This is a genomic window from Brevundimonas sp. GW821-FHT10A07, from assembly GCF_059415785.1.
In genome coordinates this window covers 55,744-82,289 of the sequence record NZ_JBWKNX010000014.1, presented here as the reverse complement: position 1 = coordinate 82,289, position 26,546 = coordinate 55,744, and the positions used below count along the sequence as shown (strand labels likewise).

The window sequence follows — 26,546 nt, the reverse complement described above, 5'->3', positions numbered from 1 at the left end:
GAGATGTCCTTGGACACACGCATCAGGCCAGGCCGAGCGTGGAAATGATGAGGTCGATCAGCTTGATACCCACGAACGGGGCGATCAGGCCGCCGAGGCCGTAGATCAACAGGTTGAGACCCAGGAGGGCGCCCGCGCCGATGGCCCGGTATTTGACGCCCTTGAGCGCCAGAGGGATCAGGGCGACGATGATCAGGGCGTTGAAGATCACCGCCGACAGGATCGCGCTCTCGGGGCTGTGCAAACGCATCACGTTCAGCGCGCCCAGGGCCGGCAGCGAGACCACGAACATGGCCGGGATGATGGCGAAATACTTGGCCACGTCGTTGGCGACCGAGAAGGTCGTAAGGGCGCCGCGCGTGATCAGCAGTTGCTTGCCCACCTCGACGATCTCGATGACCTTGGTCGGGTCGCTGTCCAGATCGACCATATTGCCCGCCTCACGCGCCGCCTGGGCGCCGGTCTGCATCGCCACGCCGACGTCCGCCTGGGCCAGGGCGGGCGCGTCATTGGCGCCGTCGCCGCACATGGCGACCAGCCGGCCCTTGGCCTGTTCGGCCTTGATCAGGCGCATCTTGTCCTCGGGCGTGGCCTCGGCGAGGTAGTCGTCCACCCCCGCCTCCGAGGCGATGGCCGCCGCCGTCACCGGGTTGTCGCCGGTGATCATGACGGTGCGCAGGCCCATGCGACGCAGGTCGGCGAAGCGCGCCTTCACCCCCGGCTTGACCACGTCCTTCAGATGGATGACGCCCACCAGGACGCCGTTCTGGGTGACGGCCAGGGGCGTGCCGCCCGAGCGGGCGATCCGGTCCACGGCCTGGCGGAACTCGGCCGGGGCCGCACCGTCAGACAGGTTCAAATCCTTCAGCACCGCATCGACCGCGCCCTTGCGCCAGCTGTCCTTGCCGACGTCCAGGCCTGACTGGCGGGTGACGGCGGTGAAGGGGATGGCGACGGCGCCGGCCGGCTGTTCCACCGAGACGCCGGCGTTGCGGCCCAGTTCGACGATGGAGCGGCCTTCCGGCGTCTCGTCGGCCAGGGACGCCATGACGGCGGCGGCCAGGGCGGCTTCCAGACGCACGCCAGGAACCGGAATGACCTCGGTCGCCATGCGGTTGCCGAAGGTGATGGTGCCGGTCTTGTCGAGCAACAGGGTGTCGACATCGCCGGCCGCCTCCACCGCACGGCCCGAGGTGGCCAGCACATTGACCTTCAGCAACCGGTCCATGCCGGCGATGCCGACGGCGGACAACAGGCCCCCGATCGTGGTTGGGATCAGGGTGATGAACAGGGCGCCCAGCACCAGCGGATCGATGTTCACGCCCGAATAGGCGCCCAGACCGACCAGGGTCACAACCGCGATCAGGAAGATCAGGGTCAGCCCGGCCAGGAGCACGGCCAGGGCCAGTTCGTTCGGCGTCTTCCTGCGATCCGCGCCCTCGACCATGGCGATCATCCGGTCAAGGAAGGTCGAGCCCGGCTTGGCCGTGATCCGCACCTTGATCCAGTCCGACACCACGGTGGTGCCGCCGGTCACGGCCGAACGGTCGCCGCCGCTCTCGCGGATCACCGGCGCACTTTCGCCGGTGATGGCGGCCTCGTTGACCGAGGCCACGCCCTCGATGATCTCGCCGTCCGAGGCGATGACGTCGCCGGCCTCGACCAGGATGATCGACCCGACCTCGAGATCCGACGCGCTGGTCGGAACCACCATGCCGGTATCGGGGCCGGTCTCGGGATCGACGATCAGCTTGGCCTTGGTCGTGACGCGGGTGGCGCGCAGGCTGTCGGCCGCCGCCTTGCCCCGCCCTTCGGCGACGCTTTCGGCGATATTGGCGAACAGGACCGTGGCCCACAGCCACAGCGCAAGCTGCACCGCAAAGCCCGCCGACTGGCCGCCCACGACCGCCGCGACCGCCGACACCGTGGCCAGCAAGGCCACGATCCAGGTGGTGAAGATGACCGGGTTCTTGATCAGTTTGACGGGGTTCAGCTTGACGAAGACCTCGCCCACGGCCCGGCCGATCATCTGTCCCGAGAGGCCGCCCTCGCGTGGGTCTAATGTGATTTGTGTCATGTCAGGATGTCCGGAGGATCAGGCGCCGGCGACCGCGGCGAGCACCTGGAAGTGCTCGACGATCGGTCCCAGGGCGAGGGCGGGCAGGAACTGCAGGCCGCCGAGGATGAGGATCACGCCGATCAGCAGGCCGATGAACAGGCCGTTGTCGGTGGGCAGGGTGCCGGTGGACGCCGCCAGCTTGGGCTTGACCACCAGGCTGCCGGCGATGGCCAGGACGGCGACGGCCGGTATGAACCGCCCGAACAACATGCCCAGGCCCAGGGTCGTGTTCCACCAGGGGGCGTTTGCGGTCAGACCCGCGAAGGCCGAGCCGTTGTTCGCCGCCGCCGAGGTGTAGGCGTAGAGAATCTCGGACAGACCGTGCGGCCCGTCGTTCAGCAACCCTTCCAGCGCTGTGGGGAACACCGCGCTGACGGCCGAGAAGCCCAGGATGGCCAGCGGCAGAACCAGCACCGCGATCATGGCGAACTGAATCTCGCGCGCCTCGATCTTCTTGCCCAGATATTCCGGTGTCCGACCGACCATCAGGCCGGCGACGAATACCGACAGCAGGGCCATCACCACCATGATGGCGATGCCCGACCCGATGCCGCCCGGCAGGATCTCGCCCAACTGCATCAGGAACATCTGCAAGGCCCCGCCCAGCGGCATATAGCTGGCGTGCATCGAGTTGACCGAACCGTTCGAGGCGCCGGTCGTCACGACCGACCAGACGGTCGAGGCCGGCGCCCCGAAGCGAACCTCCTTGCCCTCCATATTGGCCGACGCATCGACGTGGGCGGCGACCAGGGCCGGGGCCGGCTGGGTCTCGATCACATACATGGCCGCGCCGGAGACGCTCAGGATGATCAGGGCCGAGGCGACCAGGGCGCGGATGTCGCGCCCCGCCATGGCCGAACGGCCGAAGGCGAAGAAGGCCGCCCAGCCCATGACGTTGATCGCCACGGCGGTGATCAGATTGGTCAGGGGTGACGGATTCTCGAACGGATGGGCGCCGTTGACGTTGAAGACGCCGCCGCCGTTGATGCCCAACTGCTTGATCGCCACCTGGCTGGCCGCCGGAAACATCGGCAGGGTCTGGGACCCGCCCTCGACCGTCGTCGCATGGACGCTGGCGGCCAGGCTCTGAACGACGCCCAGGCCGGGCAGCACCACGGCCAGCACGAAGGCGGCCGGCAGCAGCACATACAGGGTGGTGCGGGTCAGATCGGCCCAGAAATTGCCGACCCCCTCGCCGCGATTGGCGATGAAGGCGCGCGCCAGGGCGGCGGCGATGGTCGCGCCGGTCGCGGCCGAGACGAAGTTCTGAACCGTCAGACCGACCATCTGAGTGAAGGTCGACAGGGTCGTCTCGCCGCCATAGCTCTGCCAGTTGGTGTTGGTGACGAAGCTGACGGCGGTGTTGAAGGCCAGGTGCGGCGAGACGCCGTCGAAACCTTGTGGGTTCATCGGCAGCACGCCTTGCAGACGCAGGATGGCGTACAGCAGAACAAAGCCCGCCGCATTGAAGGCCAGCAGCGCGCCTGCATAGCCCAGCCAGCCCTGGCTGCGCTTCGGATCGACTCCGGCCGCCCGATAGAAGACGGCCTCGACCGGCTTCAGCACCGGATCCAGCCAGGTCCGCTCGCCGTTCCAGACGCGTGACATGTAAACGCCGATGGGCCAGCCGAGCAGAACGGCCAGCCCAAGGGTCAGGGCGATCTCGCCCCATCCTTGAATGTTCATGAGTTCAGTCCCGGTTCTTCAGAACCGCTCGGGCCGCAGCAGAGCCGCGACCATGTAGACGGCGACGACGACCGCCCCCGCGCCCCAGAGCATGGCGATCATCGTCACACCCGTCTCAACGCTGCGGCCAGCGCGGCGAAGGCGATGAACGCCCCGGCCCCGACCGCCAGAAAAACAACATCGGCCATGCCGGCCTCCTCAGCTCAAATCAGAGCCGGCAAGGACCACGGCGGGGCGTAAAGACGCGATGTGAATCCCGACGTTCGGCGTAATGAAATCATAATGCGAAAGGGAAGACGGTCGGCCTCACCACCGCAAGCAGCGCCGTTCATGAGCCGAAAGGCGATTGCGGGGCAGGAGTGGGAGCCAATCGAAACATCGACGCATTGGCCGCCTGTCTGAACTCAGCCTTGTGCGTTCGCCGCTGATCGATCGCTTTCGATCAGCCGGTCACGCACATCGGCGGGGGCGGCTTCGGCCCAGCTCAGGAGCTTGTCGAGAACCGGACAGAGGGACTGTCCCCATTCGGTCAGATGATATTCCACCTTGGGCGGGACCTGGGGGTGGACGATACGGGCCACGACTCCATCGGCTTCAAGCTGTCGAAGCTGCTGGATCAGCATCTTCTGCGACACGCCGGGAATAGCTTTTTCGAGTTCGGAGAACCGCCGCACGTTCGACCCGAACAGCTGGAACAGGATCACCAGCTTCCAGCGTCCTTCGAGGACACGGATGACATTCTGCGCGCTCAAGGCCGCAGTTTGGGGGGTGTAGTCGAAGGGCTTACCTTCAGGTGCGTACCTAACTTTTTCGTCGGTTCTTGCCATTGTGGGAGCGTACTTGCAGTTTGGATGGAACGCAAGAATCCGAACGGGAGACCCAATGATCGCCGACCTTCCCAAACCCATCGCTGACTATGTCGCGGCCAATGCGCGCCTCGACCTTGCCGGCATGCTGCAGCCCTTTGCGCCTGACGCTGTCGTGAAGGACGACGGCGGGCGCCATCAGGGCCATGCGGCGCTCCGACGGTGGATGCTCGAGGCCACGATCGCGAGCAAGGCGATCTTCACGCCGGATACGATGCGCCACGAGGGGGACCAGGTCGTCCTGGAGGGCCCCACGGCCGGCGACTTCAAGGGCAGCCCCCTTCGGTTCACGCTTCGCTTCACTCTGGGCGACGACGCCATCCGCGCGCTCGAGATCTCGCTGTGACGATGCGCCCCGATCCCACAGAGTTCGAAGGTCGACGGATTCTCGTCACCGCCGGCACCAAGGGCGCCGGCCGCGCGACCGTCCAGCGTTTTCTCGCCGGCGGCGCCCGGGTGATCACAGCCGCGCGGGCGGCCCCCGAGACCTCGACCGGCGCTGAGTTCGTCCAGGCCGATCTCATGACGCTGGAAGGGTGCGAGGCCTTGGCCCAGGCCGCGATGGACCGGTTTGGCGGCGTTGATGTTCTGGTGCATGTCGTCGGCGGCTCGTCGGCGCCGGCCGGAGGCTTCGCCGCCCTGACCGACGCGCATTGGCGCACCGAACTTGATCTGAACCTGATGCCTGCGGTTCGCCTGGATCGCCTGCTGGCGCCGCAGATGATCGGGCGGGGATCCGGCGCCATCATCCATGTCTCGTCTATCCAGCGGACATTGCCTTTGCCGGAATCCACCACCGCCTACGCCGCCGCCAAAGCGGCCCTGTCCACCTACAGCAAGGCCCTGTCCAAGGAACTGGGGCCCAGGGGCGTGCGGGTCAATGTGGTGTCGCCCGGCTGGATATCCACGGAAGCCTCGGACGCCTTGCTGGAACGGATCGCCGCAGGCTCGGGCGGGACGTTGGAAGACGCGCGGCAAAGCGTCCTGAACGCGCTCGGCGGCATCCCCCTGGGGCGGGCGGCGAAACCGGAGGAGGTCGCCGAGTTGATCGCATTCCTCGCCTCCGACCGCGCCGCAGCCATTCACGGCGGCGAGTACGTGATCGATGGGGGCACGATCCCTACCGTCTAGGCGGCGATGAGGATCGAGAACGATGGGCGCCGGGCGCCGGAAACGGTTGCCGGCGCCCGGCCTCTTCTTCGAGGGGCTCAGGTCTTCGACGCCGATACGTCGCCAGAGAACAGGGCCCTGGATATTCTGCCGCTGTCGCCACGGGAAGCCGGTCTCTGCGGCGTCGGCGTGTCGCCGTAAGATGAGACGCCGCTCCCGCCTTTCGCGGGCGCGGCCAGGCGTGTCGTATCAGGACAGCGTCCAGGCCCCTCTGTCGAAGCGAACCGACACGCCGTGCAGCCGCCCCAACGCCTTGGCGAAGGCCGCCGTATCGCCGGCCTCGAAGACCCCGTCGATCTCCAGAGCATTCAGCGACGGGTTCAGGATGTGCAGCGGCGCGTTGCTGTATCGGTTCATCTCGACGACCGCCGCACGCAGCGACGTGCGGTCGAAGCTGACGCGGCCCTGGCGCCAGTCGTCGATACGGCCGCCCTGTGCGGCGGAGACCGGGCCGGGGTCTCCCGCCGACGACAGACGTACGGCCTGTCCAGCGCGAAGGTGAAGGCGTGCTTGCGAAGGCTCCGCCGCTGGTCCCACAGCCACGCCGCCCTGCAGCAGATCGACGTCGGTAAAGGTCGCATGACGGTACACGTTGAACCGGGTGCCGGTGACGCGGATGCGCGCCGCGTGGCTGAGGACGTCGAAGGGGGCGTCATCCTGATGCGCCACCGCGAAGAAGGCTTCTCCCGATTCCAGCACGACCTCGCGCCGCCGACCGGCGAACCGCGCCGATATGCGGCTGGCCGTGTTCAGAGTGACCTGGGAGCCGTCTGGCAAGGCGATCATGCGGCGTTCGCCGACCTCGGTCTTGTAGATCACGGGTTGTTGGCGCCAGAGGAAGACGCCGCCCAGGGCCACGCCGGCGGCCAGGGTTCCGCCCGCGATCCAGGCGCGGCGGTTCACGACACGGCCTGTCGCCGCCCGGCCGTCGTCCGCAACGAAATCGGCGGCTTCCATCTGGCCCAGCGCGTCCCAGACCGCCTGGATCTCGCTCGACCCGGCGTCCGAGGCGCGCCCGTCCTGCTCTTCGCGCAGGCGTTCAGCCACGAAGGCCTCGGCTTCGGCGTCACGCACAGGGGGGCGAAATGGAATTACTGTTCGAACCATCCGCAATCCTTAAGCTTGTGCCGGCAACGGGCAAGTGCGTCGGCCAGCAGGCGCTGGGTCGTCCGCAGCGGGATGCGCTGGCGTTCGGCGATCTCGACCAGGGTCAGACCCTCTACACGATGCATCATCAGCACCATCCGCTGATCGCGCGTCAGCGAAGCGATGGCGCGGCGCAGCAGGTCGGCGTTCTGCTGCCAGCGCACCTCGTCGAAAGGGGAAGGGGCGTCGTGGGCCAGATCGTCAGACACCTCGACATGGCGGTCGCCGCCGCGTCCGAGCCGTCGCCGACGCAGGTCGCGCGCCACGCTGTCGGCGGTCTTGAAGACATAGGTGGCGTTGAAATCGGGCGGAGGAACCCGGCCCGCCAGCCGCGTGAGCCGCAGATAGATGTCCTGCAAGGCGTCCTCGACATCGGCGGGCGCGAGGAAGCGACGCAGGTACAGACGCAGTCGCGCGTCAAACCGCTGCATCAGCTCGGCCATGATCGCGACCGCCGGATCGGCGGGCTTTCGTGAAGCTGTCATCGATGGGGCGACGCCGTCAAACATCCGAACTCGCTAGCCTGTACCTCAAGAGACGCAGCGCCGTCGACAGGCCGCCAAATCCGTGGGCCGCGAATGTCATCAATCCATTGCAGCCGCCCCATAGAAGCCTCGCAGTCGCGGGGTTCATCACGGATCGTCCCACATGGGCTGTGGCGGTCGTCACGCTTTCCTACGGTCTGTCGGCGGAGCGGTCCTGGCCGTCGCGATCCTGCCGTCGTCGGTGTCGGCCGCCGGGCGGGCTCCGGTCTTCGATGTTCCCGCCCAGCCGCTGGCTGCGGCGTTGCGGGCCCTGGCGCGGCAGGGACGCGTCCAGATCCTGTTTCCGGCGGAACGGCTTGAAGGCCGACGGAGCCGCGCCGTCGTCGGGCGGTTCGAGACGGCGCGTGCTTTCGACCTGGCCTTGGCCGACGCGGGGTTCGCGGCGCGCCGGGTGGACAGCCGAACCTTCGTCATCGTCGCCCGGCCCCGGTTGTCGCCGCCGCCCCCGATAGAGGCTCCGACTGCGGACCTGGAGCCCATACAGGTGTGGGGGCGCCGTCCGGAGCCCGGCGAGATCGCCCGTCGCCTGGCGACGGATCTGGATGCGCCGACGTCGGTGCGCAGCCTTTCGCGCGAGGACATGGAGCGCGGCGGGGCGCAGAACCTGTCGGAAGCCCTGGGCGACCTGCCGGGCATGACGGTGATCAACACCGGGCGGTCCTTTATCGGCGGCATCGACTCGGCCTCGCGCGGCGAGGGTCTGTACGCCGCCTATCGCGGCCTGAACGCCGAATACAATCTCAGCATGATCAACGGCGTGTCGGTGGCCCAGGGTCTGCCCTATTCGCGCGGGGTCCAACTGAACCTGCTGCCGCCGGACGCCTTCCAGACCGTGGTGGTGCACAAGACCGGGCGTGCGGATCTGGACGGTGATTTCATCGGCGCCGCCCTGGACTTCCAGACGCCCGGACCGACGGATCTGTCGCGCTCGCCCTGGACCGCCGTCACCGTCGGCGGTCGGGTCGAGACGCGGGCGCGAGATTACGGCGAATCCGGTCTGGGCGAGACGATCCGGGTCGAACATGGCCGCCGCTTCGGCGCCGCAGGACAGTTCGGCCTCTATCTGGCCGCCGCCCACGAGGACCGCAGCTTCGTCAATTCGGAACTGGCCGGGGTGATGGCGGCCCAGAACGACCGGGGCTGGGCCTATGGGGTTTCAGGCTCGGCGACCGGCGGGGCGCCCGACGCCGACAATCCTCAGGAGGGGCTGGTTCAGACAAGCCTGAATGTGGGCGTCTCCAGCGGGCGCAGTCGCCTGCAGAACTACGCCCTGGCGCTGGATTGGCGCGCGGCTCCCGGTCTGGACCTGCGGCTGAACGCCACCCACGCCCAGGCCCGCACCGAGCAGAATTCCACCTTCAGCCAGGTCGTCAGCGGGACCCAGTCCTGGATCGACGACGGATCGGGCGTCTATCGCCTGTCGGTCCGGGATCTGTCGACGCGGGTCTGGTACGAGACCAATCCGGACAATGTCTCCCTGTCTACGCTCAGTCTGAAGGTCGATGCGGTCTCCGGCCGCTGGCGATTGACGCCCTATCTGTTCGCCAGCCGCGGCGAGAGCGCCCGCCCCGACCATCTGGAGGCCTCGGCCTGGGTCAACCAGAACGATGGGTACAACACCGGGCGGACGCCGCGCGCCTTCGGCGGGGTGACGGTGCAGTATCGCGACGGCCTGCCGGTTCCTCAGTGGCCGCAGAGCGTGTTCGACGATCTGAACCAGGCGGGATCGGTGCTGGTGGCGCGTCGCGCCGGCCAGCGCACCGAACAGTTCAGCGAACAGATGCGATACGGCGGCGGCTTCGGCCTGAGCTTCACGCCGATGCAGGGGCCGTGGCGCAACCTTCGGATCGGCGCCAAACTGGGGCGCAGCGACCGGGACCTGACGGACCGGAACTGGACCAACGCCTTCTTCGGCGACATCTATCAGACCGCCGGTCTGACCTGGGAGGCGCTGGGGATCGCCAAGGGGACCTACGCCGAGGTCTTTCCCGGCCTCTACGACTGGTCGATCCCCCGGATCGATCACGACCGGCTCGAGGCCCTGTTCGAGGCCAACCGCACGACCGAGAGTTTCGACACTTGCGGCGCCCTGTACGTCAACAACCTCAACTGCAACAGCCAGTCGGGGCGCGAGATCGTTCAGGCCGTCTACGTCATGGCCACCCATGCGACCGGAGCCTGGGAGACGCAGTTCGGCCTGCGCCACGAAAGGACACGCATCGTCAACCGGTTCTGGGTTCTGCCCGATGCGAGCGAGGGTGAAACGCCCGGCGACTGGGCCGCCAACCGCAGTCGCTACGACAAGCTTCTGCCCAGTCTGAACCTGTCTTACCGCCCCAATGATCGAGGCGTCTGGCGGGCGGCCGCCTGGCGGTCGTACAGCCGCCCCGCCTTCATGCAGTTGGGCGGCGGCGTCAGGACCGAGACCCTGGACGGGGTGACGACCGTGACGCGAGGAAATCCGGACCTGAAGAGCGCCGACGCCTGGAACCTGGACCTGTCGCATCAGACCTGGCTGCCGGGCGGCGGCGCGCTCAGCCTGTCCGCCTACGCCAAGCGTATCGATCACTATCTGTACGAAAGCGGCTCCAGCCTGGACGTCGGCGTGGTTCCGCAAGAGGCCGCCGTCCGAGTGGTCATGCCCCGTAACGGCGGGCGCGGCGAGACGCGCGGCTTCGAATTGGAGTGGTTCCAGCCGCTCGGCGACCCGTTCGACCTGGGCGGTCAGGCCAGCCTGGATCTCAATCTCAGCCGGCAGTGGTCCCGTGTCGATCTGGGGCAGATTCTGGGGCGGTCCCAGCCGATGCTGAACGCCCCCGAATGGCTGGGCAATGCGGAACTGGCCTACGCCCAGGGGCGCGCCGCCGCCTATTTGAGCTTGAACTACACCGGCGCCTATCTGTCGGCCTATGACGTCCTGAAGGCAGAGGGCGACTGGGACAATCTGTGGGTCCGGTCCGTGGCGCGGCTGGATGCGCGCGCCCGGTGGCGGTTCGACGAGCGGACGCGGCTGGACGTGATCGTCACCAACCTCACCGGGGCGTACAGCTATTGGGCCCATGTCGGACGTGACGGCGCCGCCCTGTCGGACGTGGTGGATTCCGGTCGGCGCGTCGTCGTCAGTCTGCGCAGCGTGTTCTAGAAGCCGGCGTCACGCAGGGCGCGCTCGACCCCGGCGTCGCCCTTGACATCCGACAGAGCCTTGATCCGGTCCGCGCCCAAGGCTTCCAACATCGGGTTGCGCAAGCGCGTCCGGTAAGCGGGACCGTCTGCGGCCGGATAGCCGAAGCGGGGCGCCAGCCGCGCCAGGGCGGCGTCGGCGGCATGGACCGCCGCCTCGGCATGAACCCAGTTGTCGTCGGCGGCGTTGCTGATCAGGCATTCGCGGGTCGGGACGGCGGGGACGGTCCAGGCGGTGCGCGAAATGATCGCCGCCGCTCGCAGCCAGTTCTGCACCGTACGTTGGTCTTCGCCGACCGGTGCGGCATGGGCGCAGGCTTGGGCCAGAATCTCCGCTTCGGGCAGGCCGCGCGCCATCGCCTCGGCCAGGCCCAGCACATGATGGGCGCCCGCCCCGGCGATCGGCCGTTCCGGCGGCAGGCTTCCGTCATCGTTCCACACCAGGACCAGGGCCTTGGCCCAGTCGTGCCACAGGACGGCGGCGATCACCGCGTCGCGATCCACCGGCAGGCCGCTCTCGGCCTCATACAGATCGGCCAGGGCCAGGCCCAGGCGCAGGTTGAAGGCTTCGTGATCGACCAATCCGCCGGGCCAGTCGTGATGAGAACCGGCGTTGCCGCCCGGCGCCGATTCCAGGGGCTGGGGCAGGGCGGGACAGGCCGCGCCGTCCGCCAGCGGGGGAAAGACCGTCAGGCGCTGAACCTCAGCCTGCACCCCATCGGCGAACGCGGGCATCAATCCGTCCGCCCCAAGCGCAGCCATGATCACGTCTTCGTCGGCCGCCGTCAGACCCGCCCGGTGGCGGACGCAGGGCTGGGACTGCAGCCCCGCCAAAGTCTCTTCCCGCAGATGCGCGTCGCTCAGGCCGCCCGCCGCCGCCCGAAGTTCGTCCAGAGCCGCGAGGGTGCGCGGCGTCTGGGCGGCGGCGCTTTCGGCTCCGATCAGGACGATGAGCAGGGCGGCGGCGAGCGGGCGGATCATGAAAACCTCAAGGAAAGAAGGCCCGGCGCGCTGGGGAAACGCGCCGGGCCCCCGAGCCGACGTCAGAAGTCGTACTTCAGCGTCAGCAGGGTGGTGCGGCCGGAATTGACCACGTCCGAAAGCGTCAGGCTGTTGCGCCCGACGTGCGCCCAATAGCTGTAGTCCTCGAACAGGTTGGACACCGACAGGTCCAGCATCACCCCGTTGTCGAACGCATAGCCCGCGTGCAGGTCGGTCCGACGGATCGGCCGGGTCCAGTAGTCCAGGCCGGCGACGCGGTTGTAGGCCGTGACCGTCTCGCCCGCGTAGTTCCAGTTCAGGTCGAGCGTCAGGTTGCGCCAGGCGTAGTTCAGCTTGACGTTGACCAGTTCGTCCGGCGCGTTCTGCATCCGGTGTTTCTCACCGCCGCCGATGTCCACCTCGGTCCATTGACGGGTGTAGTTGGCCCCGGCGCCGAAGCCCGACAGCCAGCCCGGCAGCATGTCGAAGGCCTGGTACAGCTGGATCTCGACGCCCTTGACGTAGCCGTCGCCGCCATTGGTCGGCGAGACGATGGTCACGCGATCAAAGATCTCGCCGTTGTACTCGGTCCCGACGCCGTTCTCGCCGCCGTTCACGGTGGTCGAGCCGTTGTCATACATGTAGTCCGACAACTGCTTGTAGTAGCCGCCGACCATGGCGTAGCCGCCGAAGTCGTTGCTCCACTCGGCGGAGGCGTCGAAGTTCCAGGACTTCAACGTCTCCAGGTCGGGGTTGCCGCGCGTGACGGTGATGGAGTTGTCGCCCCGTTCGGTCGTCTCCGACCCGCCCAGTTGAACCAGGGCCGGGCGCATATAGGCGCGGGTGATCGAGGCCCGGTACACGGCCTCATCGGTGGGGCGATAGTTGACGAACAGGCTGGGCAGCCACTCGTTGTACTCGGTCGAGTTGGACTCAAACCGCTTCGCCTTGTCGTCGTTGTTCCAGTAGGTGTTCTCGATCTGGGTGTGTTCGTAGCGAAGGCCCGGAATGACCTCGACCGGGCCCAAATCCCACTTGCCGGTCACATAGGCGGCGGCGACATTCTCGTCGCCTTTCAGGGTGTTGCAGTTCAGGTAGCAGAGGTCGGCCGCTGCGGCCTCGGCGTCGAAATACTGGTTGAACAGTTCGACCAGACGGTCGTGGTTCACCTTCGGCGCGCGCAAGTCGTAAAGGCCGGGATAGGCCGAGTCGAAATAGCCCTCGACCAGAGCGAGTTCGTCCCAGGTCACGCCCGGACGGCCCAGCAGATTGGCGAAATGATCGTTGGTCCAGTCGTGGCTGCTGACGCGGCGATGGCTCTCGACGTATTTCACCCCCGTCTTGACGTAGGACAGGGCGCCGCCGTCGAAATCGTACTGTGCGTCGAACCGGGCGCCGACCTTCTGCTGGTTCGAGAACTGTTCGGTCCTCTGGCCGGCGCGGCGGGCCAGAAGGGCGGTGCCGGAGTTGTTGATCAGGTCGCGTTGCGCCGGGGTCAGCAGCGGGATCGGATAGCCGTCCTTGTCATAGCCGGCGAACAGGCCGCTGTAAGGCAGGATCGAGCCGGTGTTGTAGTCGTCCTTCTGGTTGTTACGGATCGAGGCCTCGATATGGTCCGGACGATCATTGCCGCCATAGGAGTAGAAGATCGACGGCGACAAGGTCCAGGCGCCATGACGCTTCACGGCCCCGAAGGTCAGGGTGGTCAGGTCCGCATCTTCGGGATTGGTCGTGTACCACATGCGCACCGACGAGTCGGTCAGGTTCAGGTCATACAGGCCGGTCGCCGCATTGTAGACGCGGGCGCGGTTCTGGATCAGCTGGTTCAGGGTCGAATTCTGCTGGGTCTCGGCGAAGGCGTAGGAGCCGCGCAGATAGACGTCCAGGCTGTCGTCGGCGCGCCAGTCCAGCGAGAAATTGCCGCCGAAACGCTCAGTGTAGCCGGTGGAGACGCCGACGTTCAGGCCGGTCAGCGCCAGGTTGGCCTCTTGATCCATGCCATCCGGGTTGACGTAGTCGATGATGTCGCCTTTGGCGTCCTTGACGGCCATCGAATGCAGATAGGCCCACCCGCCGTCGTTCTGGGCCGCCATCAGGCCCGCGATCATGGAGTTGGCGAAGTTGCGCTTGTCATAGAAGGCGCTGACATACAGGCCGAACTGCTCGCCCTGGCCGAAGCGGCGGGCGATTTCGCCGCTGACGCCGCCGCCCAGACCGTCCTCGTCATAGTCGCGGGCGCGGCTCTCGACCCGGCCGGAAACGGACAAGGACGCATAGTCGTCGGCCATGCTGAAGGCCGAGGGCGTGACGAAGTTGATCGTGCCGCCGATGGCGTCGCCGTCCATGTCGGCGGTCGAGTTCTTGTTGACCACGATGGTCTTCAGGCCCGACGGCGGCAACAGCGACAGCTGCACCTGGCGCGAATAGGGCATGCCCTGGGCGGCGTTGACGCCGTTGATCAGGGCCAGGGTGAACTCCGAGTTCATGCCCCGGACGCCGACGAACATGCCTTCGCCGCGCGAGGCGCCGTCGACGCCGCCGAAGAAGGAGTTTCCGGTGTTCTGGACGCTGACGCCCGGCAGCAGGGCCAGGGCCTCGGCGACGTTGTGAACCGCCGTGTGTTCCAGGTCTTCAGCCGACATCACGCTGACGGCGTTGTCGCTGCGCATCTGGGTGCGCATGGCGTCGTTGCGCGTGCCCACCACGACGATTTCGCCGACCTCGGCGGTTTCGCTCGCGGCGGCTGTCCTGTCCTGAGCGGCGGCCTGCGCCGCTGCGACCATGGAGAATAGCGCCATCGACGACGCGAGAAGTCTTGTTTTGAACGAAAGATTTTTCATCGACCGCAGTCCCTGAACCGGAGCTGAGATATGCCCCAAGCTGAGAGACGCGGTCGGCCGCACGACGCGCCGAAACTTTATGAATGCTTCACAATGAACACGCTGCGACCTGCCCAGCCTGGACTGCTTGCCGACCTACAGTCTTGAACGGCGTTCAGGGAAGGCTTGGCCAAGGTCCGTCCAGGTCTCGGAGGGATCCGGTCATCAGGCCGGAGAGGCCCGGGCCGATCTTGGTGGCGGCGGTGAGCAGGCTGTAGCCATAGGCCGCTGCGCCCCGGTCGGCGGCGAGATCGAGCGAGGCGAGAAGTTCGGAGAAGCGCGACCAGACCATCAGGATCACACCCCGCCCACGGCAACGTCTACGCCGTACCGCTGTTCGCTGGCGCTCGCGGGGCGACTCGGTCGTGGGGGCGCGCCACAGCGTGCAATGACGACGGCGAAAACGGGGGCCGGGTGTCAGGGCGTCGTCAGTTTCGACCTGCAGATTTCCGTCCGAACGGAGATCCGCCATGTCAGCCCACCCCACGCCTTCGATAAGAACCGTAAAAGTCTGGGATCCGGGCGTGCGCCTGTTCCATTGGACGCTGGTCGCCTCGGTCGCCTTGGCCTTCCTGTCCTCGGAAGAGGACAGCGCGCTGTCCGCCTGGCATGTTCCGGCAGGATGGGTGGCTGCTGTCCTGATCGCCTTCAGACTGGTCTGGGGCGTTGTCGGCGGCGAACATGCGCGGTTCTCGAACCTGATCCGGCCGTCCAGGATGGCGGGGCACGTCACGGGTCTGTTGGCAGGCCGGGTCCATGCGTCCATGGGCCATAATCCGCTGGGCGGGATCGCGGTCCTGGGGTTGCTGGCCCTGACGGCCGCGACCGTCTTCACCGGGGCGACGGGGGGCGAGGATACGCATGAGGTCATCGGCTACGTCTTGCTGGCGATGATCGCCCTGCACGTCGTGGCGGTGGTCGTAATGTCGGTCCTGTCGCGTGACAATCTGATCCGTGCGATGGTCACCGGCCGAAAGACGACCGTCCATTTTCCCGACGCCCAGGACGCCGCGCCGCCCGCCCGCGTGGCTGTGCCCCTGGCGGTTCTGGTCGTCGCGGGGTCCGCCTATGCCGCCACCCGGATGGACCCGGGCGCCTTCACGCCGGGCGCGCGCGTTGAAGCGGGTGAAACGGGAGAGGCCGATCAGAAGCGTGAAAGGGGCGAGGGCGACGAGGCGGGGGAAGCGGACGAGGACTGAGGACGTCCCGCCCGCGCCCTCCTGTTTCAGACCACAGTTCCGAACAGGTGGCCGATCCCTGCGGTCACCGCCATGGCCAGGGCGCCCCAGAAGGTGACGCGCATGACCGCCTTGCCGACGCCTGCGCCCCCGGCCTGGGCGCCGAGCCCCCCCAGCAGCGCCAGGCCGATCAGGGCGGAGCCGGACACCAGGGCGACCAGCAGAGAACGGGGCGAGACCAGCACGACCGCGAGCGGCAGAATGGCGCCGAGCGAGAAGGTGGCCGCCGAGGTCAGGGCCGCCTGAATCGGACGGGCGGTGGTTTGTTCCGAAATGCCCAGCTCGTCCCTGGCGTGGGCGCCCAGGGCGTCGTGAGCCATCAGCTGCCGGGCGACCTCCAGCGACACCGCCTCATCGACGCCCCGGCTGCGATAGATGCCGGCCAGTTCGCGGGTTTCGGCCTCCGGGTCCGCCGCCAGTTCGGCTGTTTCACGCGCCAGATCGGCGTTCTCGGTGTCGGACTGGGAGCTGACGGAGACATATTCGCCGGCCGCCATGGACATGGCGCCGGCGACCAGGCCGGCGACGCCGGCGACCAGGATTCCGGTCTTGCCGGTCTGTGCGGCGGCCACGCCGACGATCAGGCTGGCGGTCGAGACCAGGCCGTCATTGGCGCCCAGCACGGCGGCGCGCAGCCAGCCGATGCGCGCGACCAGATGGCGTTCGGCGTGGCGTTCAAGTCTGCTCATGGTCGGTTCCTGTCTGCAGAAGGAAAGGCGAGGATCAGCTCAGCCTGGTTCGGCCGCGTCGCGATACGGCCACCATGGGCCGCCATTATGCGTGCGACAATGGCCAGTCCCAGTCCCGCGCCGCTGGGGCTGGCGTGATCGCCCCGGCGATATCTCTGGCTCAGCGCGGCGAGCCGTTCCGGCGCGAGCCCGGACCCGCCGTCGATCACCGAAAGCTGTGCGCCGGGACCCGCAGTCACCGTGACCACGCCCCCGGACGGGGTGACCCGCAACCCGTTCTCGACCAGATTCCGCAGCGCGGCGGCGACCGCCTCGCGACGGCCCTCGACGACTGCGGCGTCCTTGATCTCCAGGGCCAGAGCCTTGTCTTCGTCGATGGCGAGCGCGGCGTATTGCGAGACGACTTCCGTCGCGATCTCGCTCAGATCGACCGCCGCCGCCGCCGCCGGCGCGGCCGCCTGGGCATCCAGTTGCGCCAGGATCAGCAGCTGATCGACCAGGCGAGACAGGGCCGAAACATCCCGCTTCAGTCTCTGCCCGTCCGGGGAATCCAGTCTGTCGAGTTCCAGGGCCAGAACCGCCAGCGGCGTCCTCAGTTCATGGGCGACGTCGGCGGCGAAGGCCTCCTGGCGCGTCGCCGCCTCGTCGAGCCGCGCCAGCAGGCCGTTGACCGCGTCCGCGAACCCGGTGGCTTCGGCCGGAAAGTCGTGAGCCTCGACCCGAAACCCCTTGTCCGCCGCCTGGGCGGCCTCGATGCGTTCTCCCGCCAAGGCGAGGGGACGCAGAGACGAACGGATCACCCACAGGGTCGCCAGGCCCATGGGGACGATCAGCACCAGCAGGGGCGTCACGACGTGATCAGCCACCTCGTTTGCAATGCCGACGAACCGGATTTCGTCGCGCCGGGCGCGGGACGACAGGCCGTATTCCAGCCCGACGAACAGCAACAGGACGCAGCCCCCGATCAGGCTCATCAGGGCGAAGCCGAGCGTCAATCGCTGAAAAATGGACGGCGGCCGGCTCAAGCGACGGCGTCCCGCATCAGATAGCCCAGGCCCCGGACCGTATGCAGCACCCCGGTGCAGCCGGCGTCGTCCAGCTTGCGCCGCAATCGCGAGACGGCCATCTCGACAGCGTTGGGCGTGACCGGTTCGTTGAAAGCATACAGCGACTCTTCCAGGGAGCCCCGTGTGACGACCGAACCCGCCCGACGCATCAGGGTCTCCAGCAGATCGCCCTCGCGGCGCGACAGGTCGATGGGGACGTCGCCATGCGCCGCCTGGCGAGCGGCGACATCGAACCGCAGCCCGCCCACTTGAAGAACCGGCGCCATGCGACGGCCCGGCCGACGCAGGATCGCCCGGCACCGCGCCGACAGCTCCGCTGCGTCGAAAGGCTTGACCAGATAGTCGTCCGCCCCGGCGTCCAGGCCGGTGACCCGATCCTCCAGCCCGCCGCGCGCGGTCAGGACCAGGATCGGCGTCAGGTCGGCGGCCCGCCGAAGCGCCCGCACCCAGTCCAGGCCGTCGCCGTCCGGCAGGCCCAGGTCGAGCAGGATGAGATCATAGGCGGCGCTGGCGACCGCGTCCGTCGCGCCTGCGATGTCCCGGCGCCAGTCCACCACGAAGCCGTCGCGGGACAGACCTTCCCTCAGCAGGTCGCCCAGCCGCGCTGTGTCTTCAACGAGAAGGAGACGCATGATCGACATCCGTTCCACCGGCGATCCGCGTCCTGCCGACAGTCATCGACATGACCGGATTTTTCCGCCGACGCCAGCGCTCAACGCAGGTGGCCGGCGCCTGCACGGTCGCCGGGAGCCATGAAGGGAGCAGGATCTTCTTCATGGGCGCTCCGGGAAGGGGTGGCACGGGCCGGGCGCAGGCGCGCGGCGGCGTCAGACTGGCCATCGAACCTGACATCAACCTGACGCCCTTTACAGCCGGGCGACCGAGGGGGCGGGTCGTCGCGCCCCCTCCATCACCCCTGTCTTCAGGCGCGGATTTCGGCCGCGTGGGCGGGGTAGGGGGCGGCGAGGCCGTGATCGATGACTTCGCCGTTCAGCGAGCTGGCGAAGCCGTGGTTGACGTCGCGATGGTGGGCCTCATCGGCTCGGACGACAAGCACGACGTCACGCAGCGTCGCGTCAGGCGCCATCTTCCAATAGTGTTTGGCGATCTCAGGGGCCGGGACGTTGGGCGAGCGGCCCTCGTCGATCTCCTTGAGATAGAGGGTGTAGCTGATCACGGCCTCTTCCTCGAAATAGCCGACGACCCGGTGGGCGGTGCGGGCCGACACGAGATAGAGCAGGAAGAAGCCCACATAGAAGACGGCCTGGGCGATCTGGATCACCAGCCGCTCGAAATAGGTCGGCTTGGCCACCTCGATGAAGGTCATCAGGTGCATGCGCTCGTTTTCGGCTTCTTCCATCAGGGTGCGGATCCAGCCGTCGTCGTCCTTCATCCGGCGCAGGCAGGTCAGGTGCTGGATCGTCGCCCCGACCATGCCGGGCACGGCCGCGACCGTCTCCAGCACGATGGCGCGGTGGCCGTAGCGTTTGGCGAAGAAGGTGTCGGCGGAGATGCGCAGCAGCTTGGTGAAGCCCAGGGCGAACCTGTCGGAGAAGCCGTGCGGTTCATGATGGACGTCCGGCGCCGCCAGCCGTTCTTCCGCCAGGCCCTGTCGGTCTGGGGATAGGATCTTGTTGACCATGAGATGTCCTTTCAGGACGTGTGAAGGGGGGGAGGCGCGCAGACGATCGACACCTGCACGCCGGGTTCGGCGTCCGTGATGACGATGACCGCGCCGAGTTGTTGAGCCAGGGCCCGGATGATGCCGGCGCCCAGGCCGGGCTTGGCGATCGAAGGGTCCGGCGGCAGGCCGACGCCGTCGTCGCGGACCGTCAGGGTCCAGCCCTCGCCCTGCGAGCGATAATCCAGGGTGATCCGCCCTGGCCGCTGCTTGGGGAAGGCGTGTTTGATCGCATTGATCAGGAGTTCGGTGACGATCAGCCCCAGGCTGACGGCCTTGCCGGATGAAACGAGGGTGTCGTCGATCGTGGCCGACAGCGTCAGCCGGTCATGGTCGCGGATCATCGAGTCGCCGATGCTGCGGCACAGGTCGGTCAGATACTCCCGCAGATCGACGTCGCCCAGTTCGGCGCCCGAGAGCTGACGCTGGACGGCGGCGACAGACATGATCCGCTGATGGGCGTCGCGCAGATAGTCCCGGCTCTCGTCGGAACTGAGCTTGCGCGCCCCCTGAAGCAGTATGCTGGCGATGATCTGCAGGCTGTTGGCGATCCGGTGGCGCATTTCCTCGATCAGGACCGCCTTGTCCCGGATCAGGTCGTCCTTCTGCTGCGCACGGTCGCGCTGTTCCGTGACGTCCTGGATGGACAGAAGCAATCGAACGCCCTGGCCGTCTCCGTAAACCAGGCGCTGGGCGTTCAGGACCAGACGCCGGGACCCCGAAGGCGACGCCAGATCCATCTCGTAGGCCGGGATCGCGGCCTGCCCATAGGCTGTGGCCTTGAGCAGGGCCCAGAGCGGGGGCGTGTTCCACTCGCCGCCGCCCAGATCGGCCATCTTCACGCCGGCGACCCGGTCGGTTCCGATGTCGAAGGTTTCGAGGAAGCTCTGGCTGGCGGCCACGACGGACAGGTCGCCGTCCAGCAACAACACCGGCGCGACCGACGCGGAGATGAGCGAAAGCGCCAGGTTCAGCGCGATGTCCGAAGATGTGGCGAGCGGGGTCGTCGACATGGAGGCCCTCTCCAAAGGGGGCCTGGCGCCGGTCCGACCCAGCGGGTCCGATCTCTTGGCTGCATGTGCATACTAGGCCGGCTCGACGCCGTCCACCTTGATCCAGATCACCGACGTCGTCCGCAGAACAGGCTTTAATGGCGCATACACCCAAGGAGCCTCGCCATGCCGAAGTCCGCCTTCAAGACCCTGAGCGAGGACCTTCAGGCCCTCGCCGACGAAGCCAGCGATCACCTCAAGGACGCGGCTCTGAAGACCGGCGCGGACGCGACCGAGGCCGTGACCCGATCGACGCACGCCGTCGCCCGGGCGGCCGCCCGTCTGCGCGAGGAAGCCGAAGCGGCGGCCGAAATGAGCCGTGACAAGATTGTCGATACTGTCGAGGCGCATCCCGCCGCCGCCAGCGTCATCGTCAGCATGGTCACCAGCGCGGTCGTCGCCCTGGCGGCGACCTTCGCCCTGATCCGGCTTTCGCAGTCCTGAGCCCCGGCGCCAACGGCCGCTCCAGGATTGGTCTGTCGCTGGTCAGACTCTAGCCTGGAGTCGATGGGGTTTCGATGAGGGCGGACAGGGCGACCGGCTTGACCTTCAGGTCCGTCACCTGCGTGAACGCCAGCGACGTCGTCCCGAAATATTCCGCCTGATTGGTCGCGCACCAGTCGGTCGTGACGATACGCGCCGTGGCACCCTGTGAACCGGCGGCGACCGCCCCGTACAGGAAGTCGCCGGTGCGCTGTTCCAGCGGGATGGGGCGGTCCTGGTTGGCGCGGGCCATGAAGCCGGCCAACTGGCCGCGCGACACCTCGGCCGTCATCAGCCGGCCGTCGAACCGGACGATGGAATCGAACATGTATCGGGTGATCGGCCCCGCCGGCGCACCCGTGCCCAGGGTGGTGTGGCCGATGAAACCGGCGTCGGCGTCGGCCGCCTGGGCGAAACCGGCGGCGATGCGGCGGCCGGTGTCGCCCAGCGACAGGGCCTCGACCCCTTGTCCCAGAACGGCCCGGTCCTCGTCCGTCAGGGTCTCCGCCAGGGTCGCGTCGATCAGGGCCTGCAGCCGGGACGACGACGGGGCGTCGGCGGCGATGGGATGGGACGCGACGCTGACCGATCCGTCCGCATGGAAGTCCGCCGCCGTATAGGCGTTGGTCCAGGAGCCGGTGTGGGCGTAGGCGCTGCGTCCCTGGCGATGCTGGAACAGCAGATGGTCGTGCCCGCCGATCATCAGGGATCCGTCCGGCAGCAGGGGCAGGATGTTGCGGTCGGCGACGACCCCGGCGTGGCTCAGCACCAGCACCGGATCGGCGCCGCGCGTCAGATCGGCCAGATGGGCGTTCGCCCATTCGGCCGGCGCTGGAATGGATAACTGGTCGCGCGACGCCTTGGGATAGGTGTTCAGCGCATTGGTCGCCAGGCCGACGATCCGCAGCGTGCGGCTCCCGAACGGCGCCCTCGCGGTCGGGGGGGCATAGCCGGCGCCGGTCCGCGCATCGACGATGTTGCTGACCACGATCACGCCCAGGCCGCGCAACCGGCCGACGACCTCGGCCAGGTCCGGCGTCAGGTCGTTGTCATGATTGCCCAGATTGACCACGGTCGGCGCGATCCGGACCGCCTCGGCCAGAAACGCCCAGTCGACGGCGCCGCTCGACCGCACGGACACGACGTTGCCGTGTTCGAAGATGTCGCCGTCGATGGCGATCACATGCGGAACCGGCTGGGACCGGACCTCGGCCTCGAACGCGGCCAGAAGTCGGGCGGTCCGTTCATAGGCGGAGTGCATGTCCGCTATGGCCAGCACCCGACCGACGACGGGGCTTCGTGTCGCGGCCGACAGACCGGACGCCAGGCTGGACGTCAAGGTCGCCGCTCCAGCGAGTTGAAGCAGCCGGCGGCGGGAGGGCGTGACGAAGGACATGGGGGATACTAACGGTGTCGATACGGTTGCGGAACCGAGTCACGCACGCCTTCATTTTCACACCCACAGCCAAGCTGCACAATGGCGCGTTCGGTCGGATGCGTCGTTCGGGACACGATTGTCACGCTCCTGTGTCCGCGTCGTCAAAGGTTCAAGATTCAGGCGCCGGTCTCGACTGGCGCCGCGCCTTCTGAGGCCTTAGGGGCTCGCGCGACAGATTCCTCCCCATGTCGCCAAGGATACACGCGCATGCTTCGCCAAGCCCTCCTCGCCGCCACCGTCAGCGGTCTCGCCCTGCTGACCGCAGGCGCCGCCTTCGCCCAAACCGCTGACGTCGCCGCTGAAGCGACCGGCGTCGACGACATCATCGTCACCGCCCAGCGCCGCAGCGAGAACATCCGCGACGTGCCCTTCGCCGTCACGGCCCTGACGCCCCAGACCCTGCAGGATATTTCGGCCGGCGGCGCCGACATCCTGTCGCTGTCGGGCCGCGTGCCCAGCCTTCAGGTCGAAAGCTCGAACGGCCGTTACGCCCCGCGCTTCTATATCCGCGGCCTGGGCAACGTGGACTTCGACTTCACCGCTTCGCAGCCGGTCTCGGTGGTGCTGGACGATGTGGTGCTGGAAAGCGTCTATCTGAAGGGTTTCCCCCTGTTCGACGTGCAGCAGCTGGAAGTGCTGCGCGGGCCCCAGGGCACCCTGTTCGGTCGCAACACCCCGGCCGGCGTGATCAAGATCGACACCGTCAAGCCGTCGGACGAATTCACCGGCTTCGGTTCGCTGACCTACGGCAACCTGGGTTCGACCCGCACCGAGGCGGCCGTCACCCTGCCGGCCTCCGAGACCCTGCAGGTGCGCGGCGCCTTCCTGTGGAACCACCGCGACGACTGGGTCAACAACGCCTACAACCCGTCCTTCGCCGATGCGAACGGTGACGACCTGGGCGGATTCGACGACGTCGCCGCCCGCGTCCACGTCGCCTGGCAGCCCACCGACCGCCTGTCGACCCTGCTGACCCTGCAGGCCCGCGACTATGACGGCACGGGCACGATGAACCGCGCCAACGCCCTGACCAAGGGCTCGAACGAACTGAACGGCAACTTCGACCGCGACACCGTCTATTACGACGGCGGCCGCAACAACTTCCAGAAGCAGAAGACCACTTCCGAGTCGCTGCAGGTCGCCTATGACTTCGGTCCCGCCACCCTGACCGGCATCGTCGGCGCCTATCAGGGTTCGTCCCAGGGCGACGGCGACATCGACGGCGGCGTGGCCAGCGCCGCGGCGACGGCCTCCTACAAGACGCCGTTCAATTCCGAGACCGGCACCCTGTCCAGCGACCTGCGCCAGAACACCTATGAACTGCGCCTCTCCTCGAACGGCGACGGCCGCCTCGGCTGGCAGGTCGGCGCCTTCTATTGGGATGAGCGCATCAACCTGGTCTCGGGCACCTTCAACGGCGTCGGCGGTCTTCAACCGACCAAGGTCACCGACATCACCCAGAAGTCCGACTCCTGGTCGGTGTTCGGTCAGGCGCACTATCAGGTGACCGAGGCCCTGAAGGTGACGGGCGGCCTGCGCTACACCGACGACAGCCGCGATTATCAGGGCCGGATCGTCACCGGCGCGGGCGCGGGCGGCACCGGCGCCGTTTCGGTCGGCGACGAGCAGGTCAGCTGGGACGTCAGCGCCCTGTACGACGTCAATGACAGCCTCAACCTGTTCGCTCGCGTGGCCAAGGGTTATCGCGGCCCGTCGATCCAGGGCCGCAACCTGCCGGTCCTGACCACGGCCGAGTCCGAGACGGTCATGTCCTATGAGACGGGCCTGAAGGCCCGCCTGTGGGAAGGTCGCGCCCGCTTCAACGCCACGGCCTACTATTACGAAGTCAGCGACATGCAGTTCACCGCCATCGGCGGCGCGGACAACTCCAACCGCCTGATCAACGCCGACAAGGGTGAAGGTTACGGTCTGGAGCTGGACGGCGACATCGATCTGGGCGCGGGCTTCAGCCTGTCGGCCGGCGCCGCCTGGAACCACACCGAGATCAAGGACAGCAACCTGCTGGTCGCCATCTGCGGCTCGAACTGCACCGTCACCGACCCCATCGTCACCGTGGGCACGACCCGTCGCGCCAATGTCGACGGCAACCCCTTCCCGCAGGCGCCGGAATACACCGCCAACCTGACGCTGAACTATGTCCTGCCTCTGGGCGACGACACCGAGTTCTTCGCCTCGACCGACTGGGCCATGCAGAAGGACTTCAACCTGTTCCTGTATGAATCGGTCGAGTTCAAGGTGGACACCAACTTCGAAGGCGGCCTGCGCGCCGGCTGGCGTGATCTGAACAAGGGGCTGGAAGCCGCCGCCTATGTTCGCAACATCACCGACGAAGAGAATGTCATCGGCGCCATCGACTTCAACAACCTGACCGCCTTCGTCAACGAACCCCGCACCTACGGCGTTCAACTGACCAAGCGTTTCTAAGACGATGACGGGCCGCCGGCGTTCTCGCCGGCGGCCTGTTCTTCTGCTCCCCGGTCGCACCTGATCGGATGAACCAAAGACCGGGCCGCGTGTTGGGTTCGACGTCGCCGTATCGTGGCGACGCCGCAGGAAACCCTCACATGCCCGCTGTCGCCGCCTTCCGTGAGAGGTTGAATCCGTTCCGCGGAATTCTGATGGCCTTTCCCATCGCCCTGTTCAGTTCCGCCCTGATCAGCGACATCGCCTATCTGAAGACGGCCCAGATGCAGTGGTCGAACTTCTCGGCCTGGCTGATCGTCGGCGCCCTGGTGTTCGGCGGCCTGGCCGGTCTGTGGGCTCTCATCGACCTGGCCCTGTCCTGGCGCACCCCGGCGCGACGGGCCGCCGTGATCCATCTGGCCGCCCTGGCCCTGGCCTGGGTCTTGGGCCTGATCAACGCCTTCAAGCACAGCCAGGACGCCTGGAGCTCCGTCGGCGCCTTCGGCCTGACCCTGTCGATCCTGTCGACCGTCCTGATCCTGATCGCCGGCTGGCTGGCCTATTCCAACTCGACCGTGCGGGAGATCGCGTGATGATCAACAAGCTCCTTTGCACGACCGCCGTCCTCCTGGCCCTGGCCGGGTGCAGCCGCAGCGACCCCAACCTGAACCAGACCGGCGCCAATCCCGACCTTCCCGGCCTGAACCAGACCCTGGTGCCGCCGATGAAGATCGCCACGCCGATCGGCTGGGACGGCGAAACGCCCACCGTGCCGGACGGCTTCGTCGTCACCCCGATGGCCACCGATCTGCAGATCCCGCGTCAGATCCTGGTCCTGCCCAACGGCGACATCCTGATCGCCGAGGGCTCGGGCGGCCACGCCCCCAAGCTGCGGCCCAAGGACATCATCGCCGGCGTCATCAAGGCCAAGGGCAAGACGTCCGTTAAGGGCGGCAACCGCATCACCCTGTTGCGCGACGCCAACGGCGACGGTCAGCCCGAGGTGCGCACCACCTTCATCGATAATCTGGACGCGCCCTACGGCATGGCCTTCGTGGACGGCGCCCTCTATGTCGCCGAACAGGGCGCCCTGGTGCGGTTCGATTATCAGCCGGGCCAGACGCGGATCACCGCGTCGCGCCAGGAAGTGACCAAGCTGCCGTCGGCGATCAACCACCACTGGACCAAGTCGCTGACCGCCAGCGCGGACGGCCAGACCCTGTATGTGGGCATCGGCTCGAACAGCAATATCGGCGAGCGCGGCCTGGCCGTGGAACAGGACCGCGCCGTCGTCTGGGCCATCGACCGCCAGACCGGCGCGCACCGCACCTTCGCCACCGGCATTCGCAATCCGACCGCCCTGGCCATCGAACCGACCACCAGCGCCCTGTGGGCCGTCGTCAACGAACGCGACGAACTGGGGCCGCAACTGGTGCCCGACTATCTGACCTCGGTCCGCGAAGGGGCCTTCTACGGATGGCCCTACAGCTAGTGGGGCCAGAACATCGATCCGCGCGTCCGTCCGCAAAACCCGGATCTGGTCCAGAGCGCCGTCGCCCCGGACTATGCGCTGGGCTCGCACGTCGCCGCCCTGGGTCTCAGCTTCGCGACGGCCGGCGGCTTCGGCGGCGGCTTCAGCCAGGGCGCCTTCATCGGCGAACACGGCAGTTGGAACCGTCAGGACCTGTCGGGCTACAAGGTCGCCTGGGTGCCCTTCTCAGGCGGTCGTCCCGCCGGTCCGCCGGTCGATTTCGTCACCGGCTTCATCAAGGACGGCGAGGCGCGCGGTCGCCCGGTCGGCGTGACTTTCGACGCCCAGCGGCGCATCCTGCTGGTTGCGGACGACCTGTCCAACACAGTCTGGCGGATCGCGCCGCGTCGCTGATCGGGTGTCGAACGAGG

General features: G+C 67.4%; 23 protein-coding genes and 1 pseudogene. 8 read left to right on the top strand and 16 right to left on the bottom strand.

Features of this window, described 5'->3' with window-relative positions; translation table 11 throughout:
* Positions 1-22: 22 nt before the first annotated feature.
* The 4 genes from kdpB to AC07NC_RS12715 all read right to left on the bottom strand — a co-directional run bounded on the left by kdpB (position 23) and on the right by AC07NC_RS12715 (position 4,632).
* Positions 23-2,077, bottom strand: coding sequence for a potassium-transporting ATPase subunit KdpB (gene kdpB, locus AC07NC_RS12730; protein WP_494569770.1), 2,055 nt, complete (start codon positions 2,075-2,077; stop codon positions 23-25).
* A gap of 18 nt (positions 2,078-2,095) precedes the next feature.
* On the bottom strand, positions 2,096-3,805 hold the full coding sequence (kdpA, locus tag AC07NC_RS12725; protein ID WP_494569769.1) for a potassium-transporting ATPase subunit KdpA: 1,710 nt from the start codon (positions 3,803-3,805) through the stop codon (positions 2,096-2,098).
* Between the two features lie 18 nt (positions 3,806-3,823).
* Complete coding sequence (locus tag AC07NC_RS12720; RefSeq protein ID WP_081836166.1) at positions 3,824-3,907, bottom strand: potassium-transporting ATPase subunit F; 84 nt, start codon at positions 3,905-3,907, stop codon at positions 3,824-3,826.
* Between the two features lie 302 nt (positions 3,908-4,209).
* Positions 4,210-4,632: a winged helix-turn-helix transcriptional regulator gene (locus AC07NC_RS12715; protein ID WP_183196255.1), complete on the bottom strand. Its 423-nt coding sequence runs from the start codon at positions 4,630-4,632 to the stop codon at positions 4,210-4,212.
* A gap of 55 nt (positions 4,633-4,687) precedes the next feature.
* On the opposite strand from AC07NC_RS12715, the gene AC07NC_RS12710 reads away from it, so the two are divergent.
* On the top strand, positions 4,688-5,017 hold the full coding sequence (locus AC07NC_RS12710) for a nuclear transport factor 2 family protein (RefSeq protein ID WP_292147269.1): 330 nt from the start codon (positions 4,688-4,690) through the stop codon (positions 5,015-5,017).
* A 2-nt stretch (positions 5,018-5,019) separates the two neighbouring features.
* Positions 5,020-5,802, top strand: a complete 783-nt coding sequence (locus AC07NC_RS12705) for an SDR family oxidoreductase (protein WP_492073960.1) — start codon at positions 5,020-5,022, stop codon at positions 5,800-5,802.
* A gap of 228 nt (positions 5,803-6,030) precedes the next feature.
* Here the strand turns inward: AC07NC_RS12705 and AC07NC_RS12700 are convergent, their stop codons facing one another.
* Positions 6,031-6,915 carry a FecR family protein gene (locus tag AC07NC_RS12700; protein WP_494569768.1) on the bottom strand — a complete coding sequence of 295 codons (885 nt, stop codon included), beginning with the start codon at positions 6,913-6,915 and terminating at the stop codon, positions 6,031-6,033.
* A 17-nt stretch (positions 6,916-6,932) separates the two neighbouring features.
* Entirely contained in the window at positions 6,933-7,472 is a 540-nt protein-coding gene (locus AC07NC_RS12695) for an RNA polymerase sigma factor (protein WP_035308000.1), read from the bottom strand.
* 163 nt (positions 7,473-7,635) lie between these two features.
* On the opposite strand from AC07NC_RS12695, the gene AC07NC_RS12690 reads away from it, so the two are divergent.
* Positions 7,636-10,674, top strand: a complete 3,039-nt coding sequence (locus AC07NC_RS12690; protein ID WP_494569767.1) for a TonB-dependent receptor — start codon at positions 7,636-7,638, stop codon at positions 10,672-10,674.
* Here the strand turns inward: AC07NC_RS12690 and AC07NC_RS12685 are convergent.
* From AC07NC_RS12685 to AC07NC_RS12675, 3 genes are all read right to left on the bottom strand, one after another.
* The gene (locus AC07NC_RS12685) at positions 10,671-11,693 is read right to left on the bottom strand and encodes a hypothetical protein (protein WP_494569766.1); all 1,023 of its coding nucleotides are present in this window, start codon (positions 11,691-11,693) and stop codon (positions 10,671-10,673) included. The genes AC07NC_RS12690 and AC07NC_RS12685 overlap by 4 nt on opposite strands.
* 62 nt (positions 11,694-11,755) lie before the next feature.
* Positions 11,756-14,491 (bottom strand): TonB-dependent receptor, encoded by a 2,736-nt coding sequence (locus tag AC07NC_RS12680; RefSeq protein ID WP_494569765.1) that lies wholly within the window; start codon positions 14,489-14,491, stop codon positions 11,756-11,758.
* Positions 14,492-14,687: 196 nt separating this feature from the next.
* Positions 14,688-14,873, bottom strand: a complete 186-nt coding sequence (locus AC07NC_RS12675) for a hypothetical protein (RefSeq protein ID WP_494569764.1) — start codon at positions 14,871-14,873, stop codon at positions 14,688-14,690.
* 169 nt (positions 14,874-15,042) lie between these two features.
* Here AC07NC_RS12675 and AC07NC_RS12670 point away from each other — a divergent pair, with 169 nt between their 5' ends.
* Entirely contained in the window at positions 15,043-15,771 is a 729-nt protein-coding gene (locus AC07NC_RS12670; protein ID WP_494569763.1) for a cytochrome b/b6 domain-containing protein, read from the top strand.
* Between the two features lie 26 nt (positions 15,772-15,797).
* On the opposite strand, the gene AC07NC_RS12665 is transcribed toward AC07NC_RS12670, so the two are convergent.
* The 6 genes from AC07NC_RS12665 to AC07NC_RS12640 form a co-directional block, all read right to left on the bottom strand.
* The gene (locus AC07NC_RS12665) at positions 15,798-16,499 is read right to left on the bottom strand and encodes a VIT1/CCC1 transporter family protein (RefSeq protein ID WP_008258991.1); all 702 of its coding nucleotides are present in this window, start codon (positions 16,497-16,499) and stop codon (positions 15,798-15,800) included.
* Positions 16,496-17,524 carry a sensor histidine kinase gene (locus tag AC07NC_RS12660; RefSeq protein WP_494569762.1) on the bottom strand — a complete coding sequence of 343 codons (1,029 nt, stop codon included), beginning with the start codon at positions 17,522-17,524 and terminating at the stop codon, positions 16,496-16,498. The genes AC07NC_RS12665 and AC07NC_RS12660 overlap by 4 nt, the downstream gene beginning before the upstream one ends.
* Entirely contained in the window at positions 17,521-18,198 is a 678-nt protein-coding gene (locus AC07NC_RS12655) for a response regulator transcription factor (RefSeq protein ID WP_035306406.1), read from the bottom strand. The genes AC07NC_RS12660 and AC07NC_RS12655 overlap by 4 nt, the downstream gene beginning before the upstream one ends.
* Positions 18,179-18,343, bottom strand: coding sequence for a hypothetical protein (locus AC07NC_RS12650; protein WP_494569761.1), 165 nt, complete (start codon positions 18,341-18,343; stop codon positions 18,179-18,181). The genes AC07NC_RS12655 and AC07NC_RS12650 overlap by 20 nt, the downstream gene beginning before the upstream one ends.
* A gap of 145 nt (positions 18,344-18,488) precedes the next feature.
* A complete protein-coding gene (locus AC07NC_RS12645; protein WP_494569760.1) occupies positions 18,489-19,208 on the bottom strand; it encodes an alternative oxidase in 720 nt (239 codons plus the stop codon).
* An 11-nt stretch (positions 19,209-19,219) separates the two neighbouring features.
* The gene (locus AC07NC_RS12640; protein WP_494569759.1) at positions 19,220-20,260 is read right to left on the bottom strand and encodes a sensor histidine kinase; all 1,041 of its coding nucleotides are present in this window, start codon (positions 20,258-20,260) and stop codon (positions 19,220-19,222) included.
* A 165-nt stretch (positions 20,261-20,425) separates the two neighbouring features.
* Here AC07NC_RS12640 and AC07NC_RS12635 point away from each other — a divergent pair, with 165 nt between their 5' ends.
* Entirely contained in the window at positions 20,426-20,743 is a 318-nt protein-coding gene (locus AC07NC_RS12635; protein ID WP_008261187.1) for a hypothetical protein, read from the top strand.
* Between the two features lie 49 nt (positions 20,744-20,792).
* Here the strand turns inward: AC07NC_RS12635 and AC07NC_RS12630 are convergent, their stop codons facing one another.
* Positions 20,793-22,178 carry a metallophosphoesterase gene (locus AC07NC_RS12630; protein ID WP_494569758.1) on the bottom strand — a complete coding sequence of 462 codons (1,386 nt, stop codon included), beginning with the start codon at positions 22,176-22,178 and terminating at the stop codon, positions 20,793-20,795.
* A 249-nt stretch (positions 22,179-22,427) separates the two neighbouring features.
* Between AC07NC_RS12630 and AC07NC_RS12625 the strand changes: the two genes are divergently transcribed.
* From AC07NC_RS12625 to AC07NC_RS12615, 3 genes and pseudogenes are all read left to right on the top strand, one after another.
* Complete coding sequence (locus tag AC07NC_RS12625; protein WP_494569757.1) at positions 22,428-24,665, top strand: TonB-dependent receptor; 2,238 nt, start codon at positions 22,428-22,430, stop codon at positions 24,663-24,665.
* Positions 24,666-24,805: 140 nt separating this feature from the next.
* The gene (locus AC07NC_RS12620; protein ID WP_008262701.1) at positions 24,806-25,237 is read left to right on the top strand and encodes a DUF2231 domain-containing protein; all 432 of its coding nucleotides are present in this window, start codon (positions 24,806-24,808) and stop codon (positions 25,235-25,237) included.
* Positions 25,237-26,529 (top strand): annotated as a pseudogene (locus AC07NC_RS12615) (PQQ-dependent sugar dehydrogenase). Before AC07NC_RS12620 ends, AC07NC_RS12615 begins: the two are co-directional and overlap by 1 nt.
* Positions 26,530-26,546: the final 17 nt, after the last annotated feature.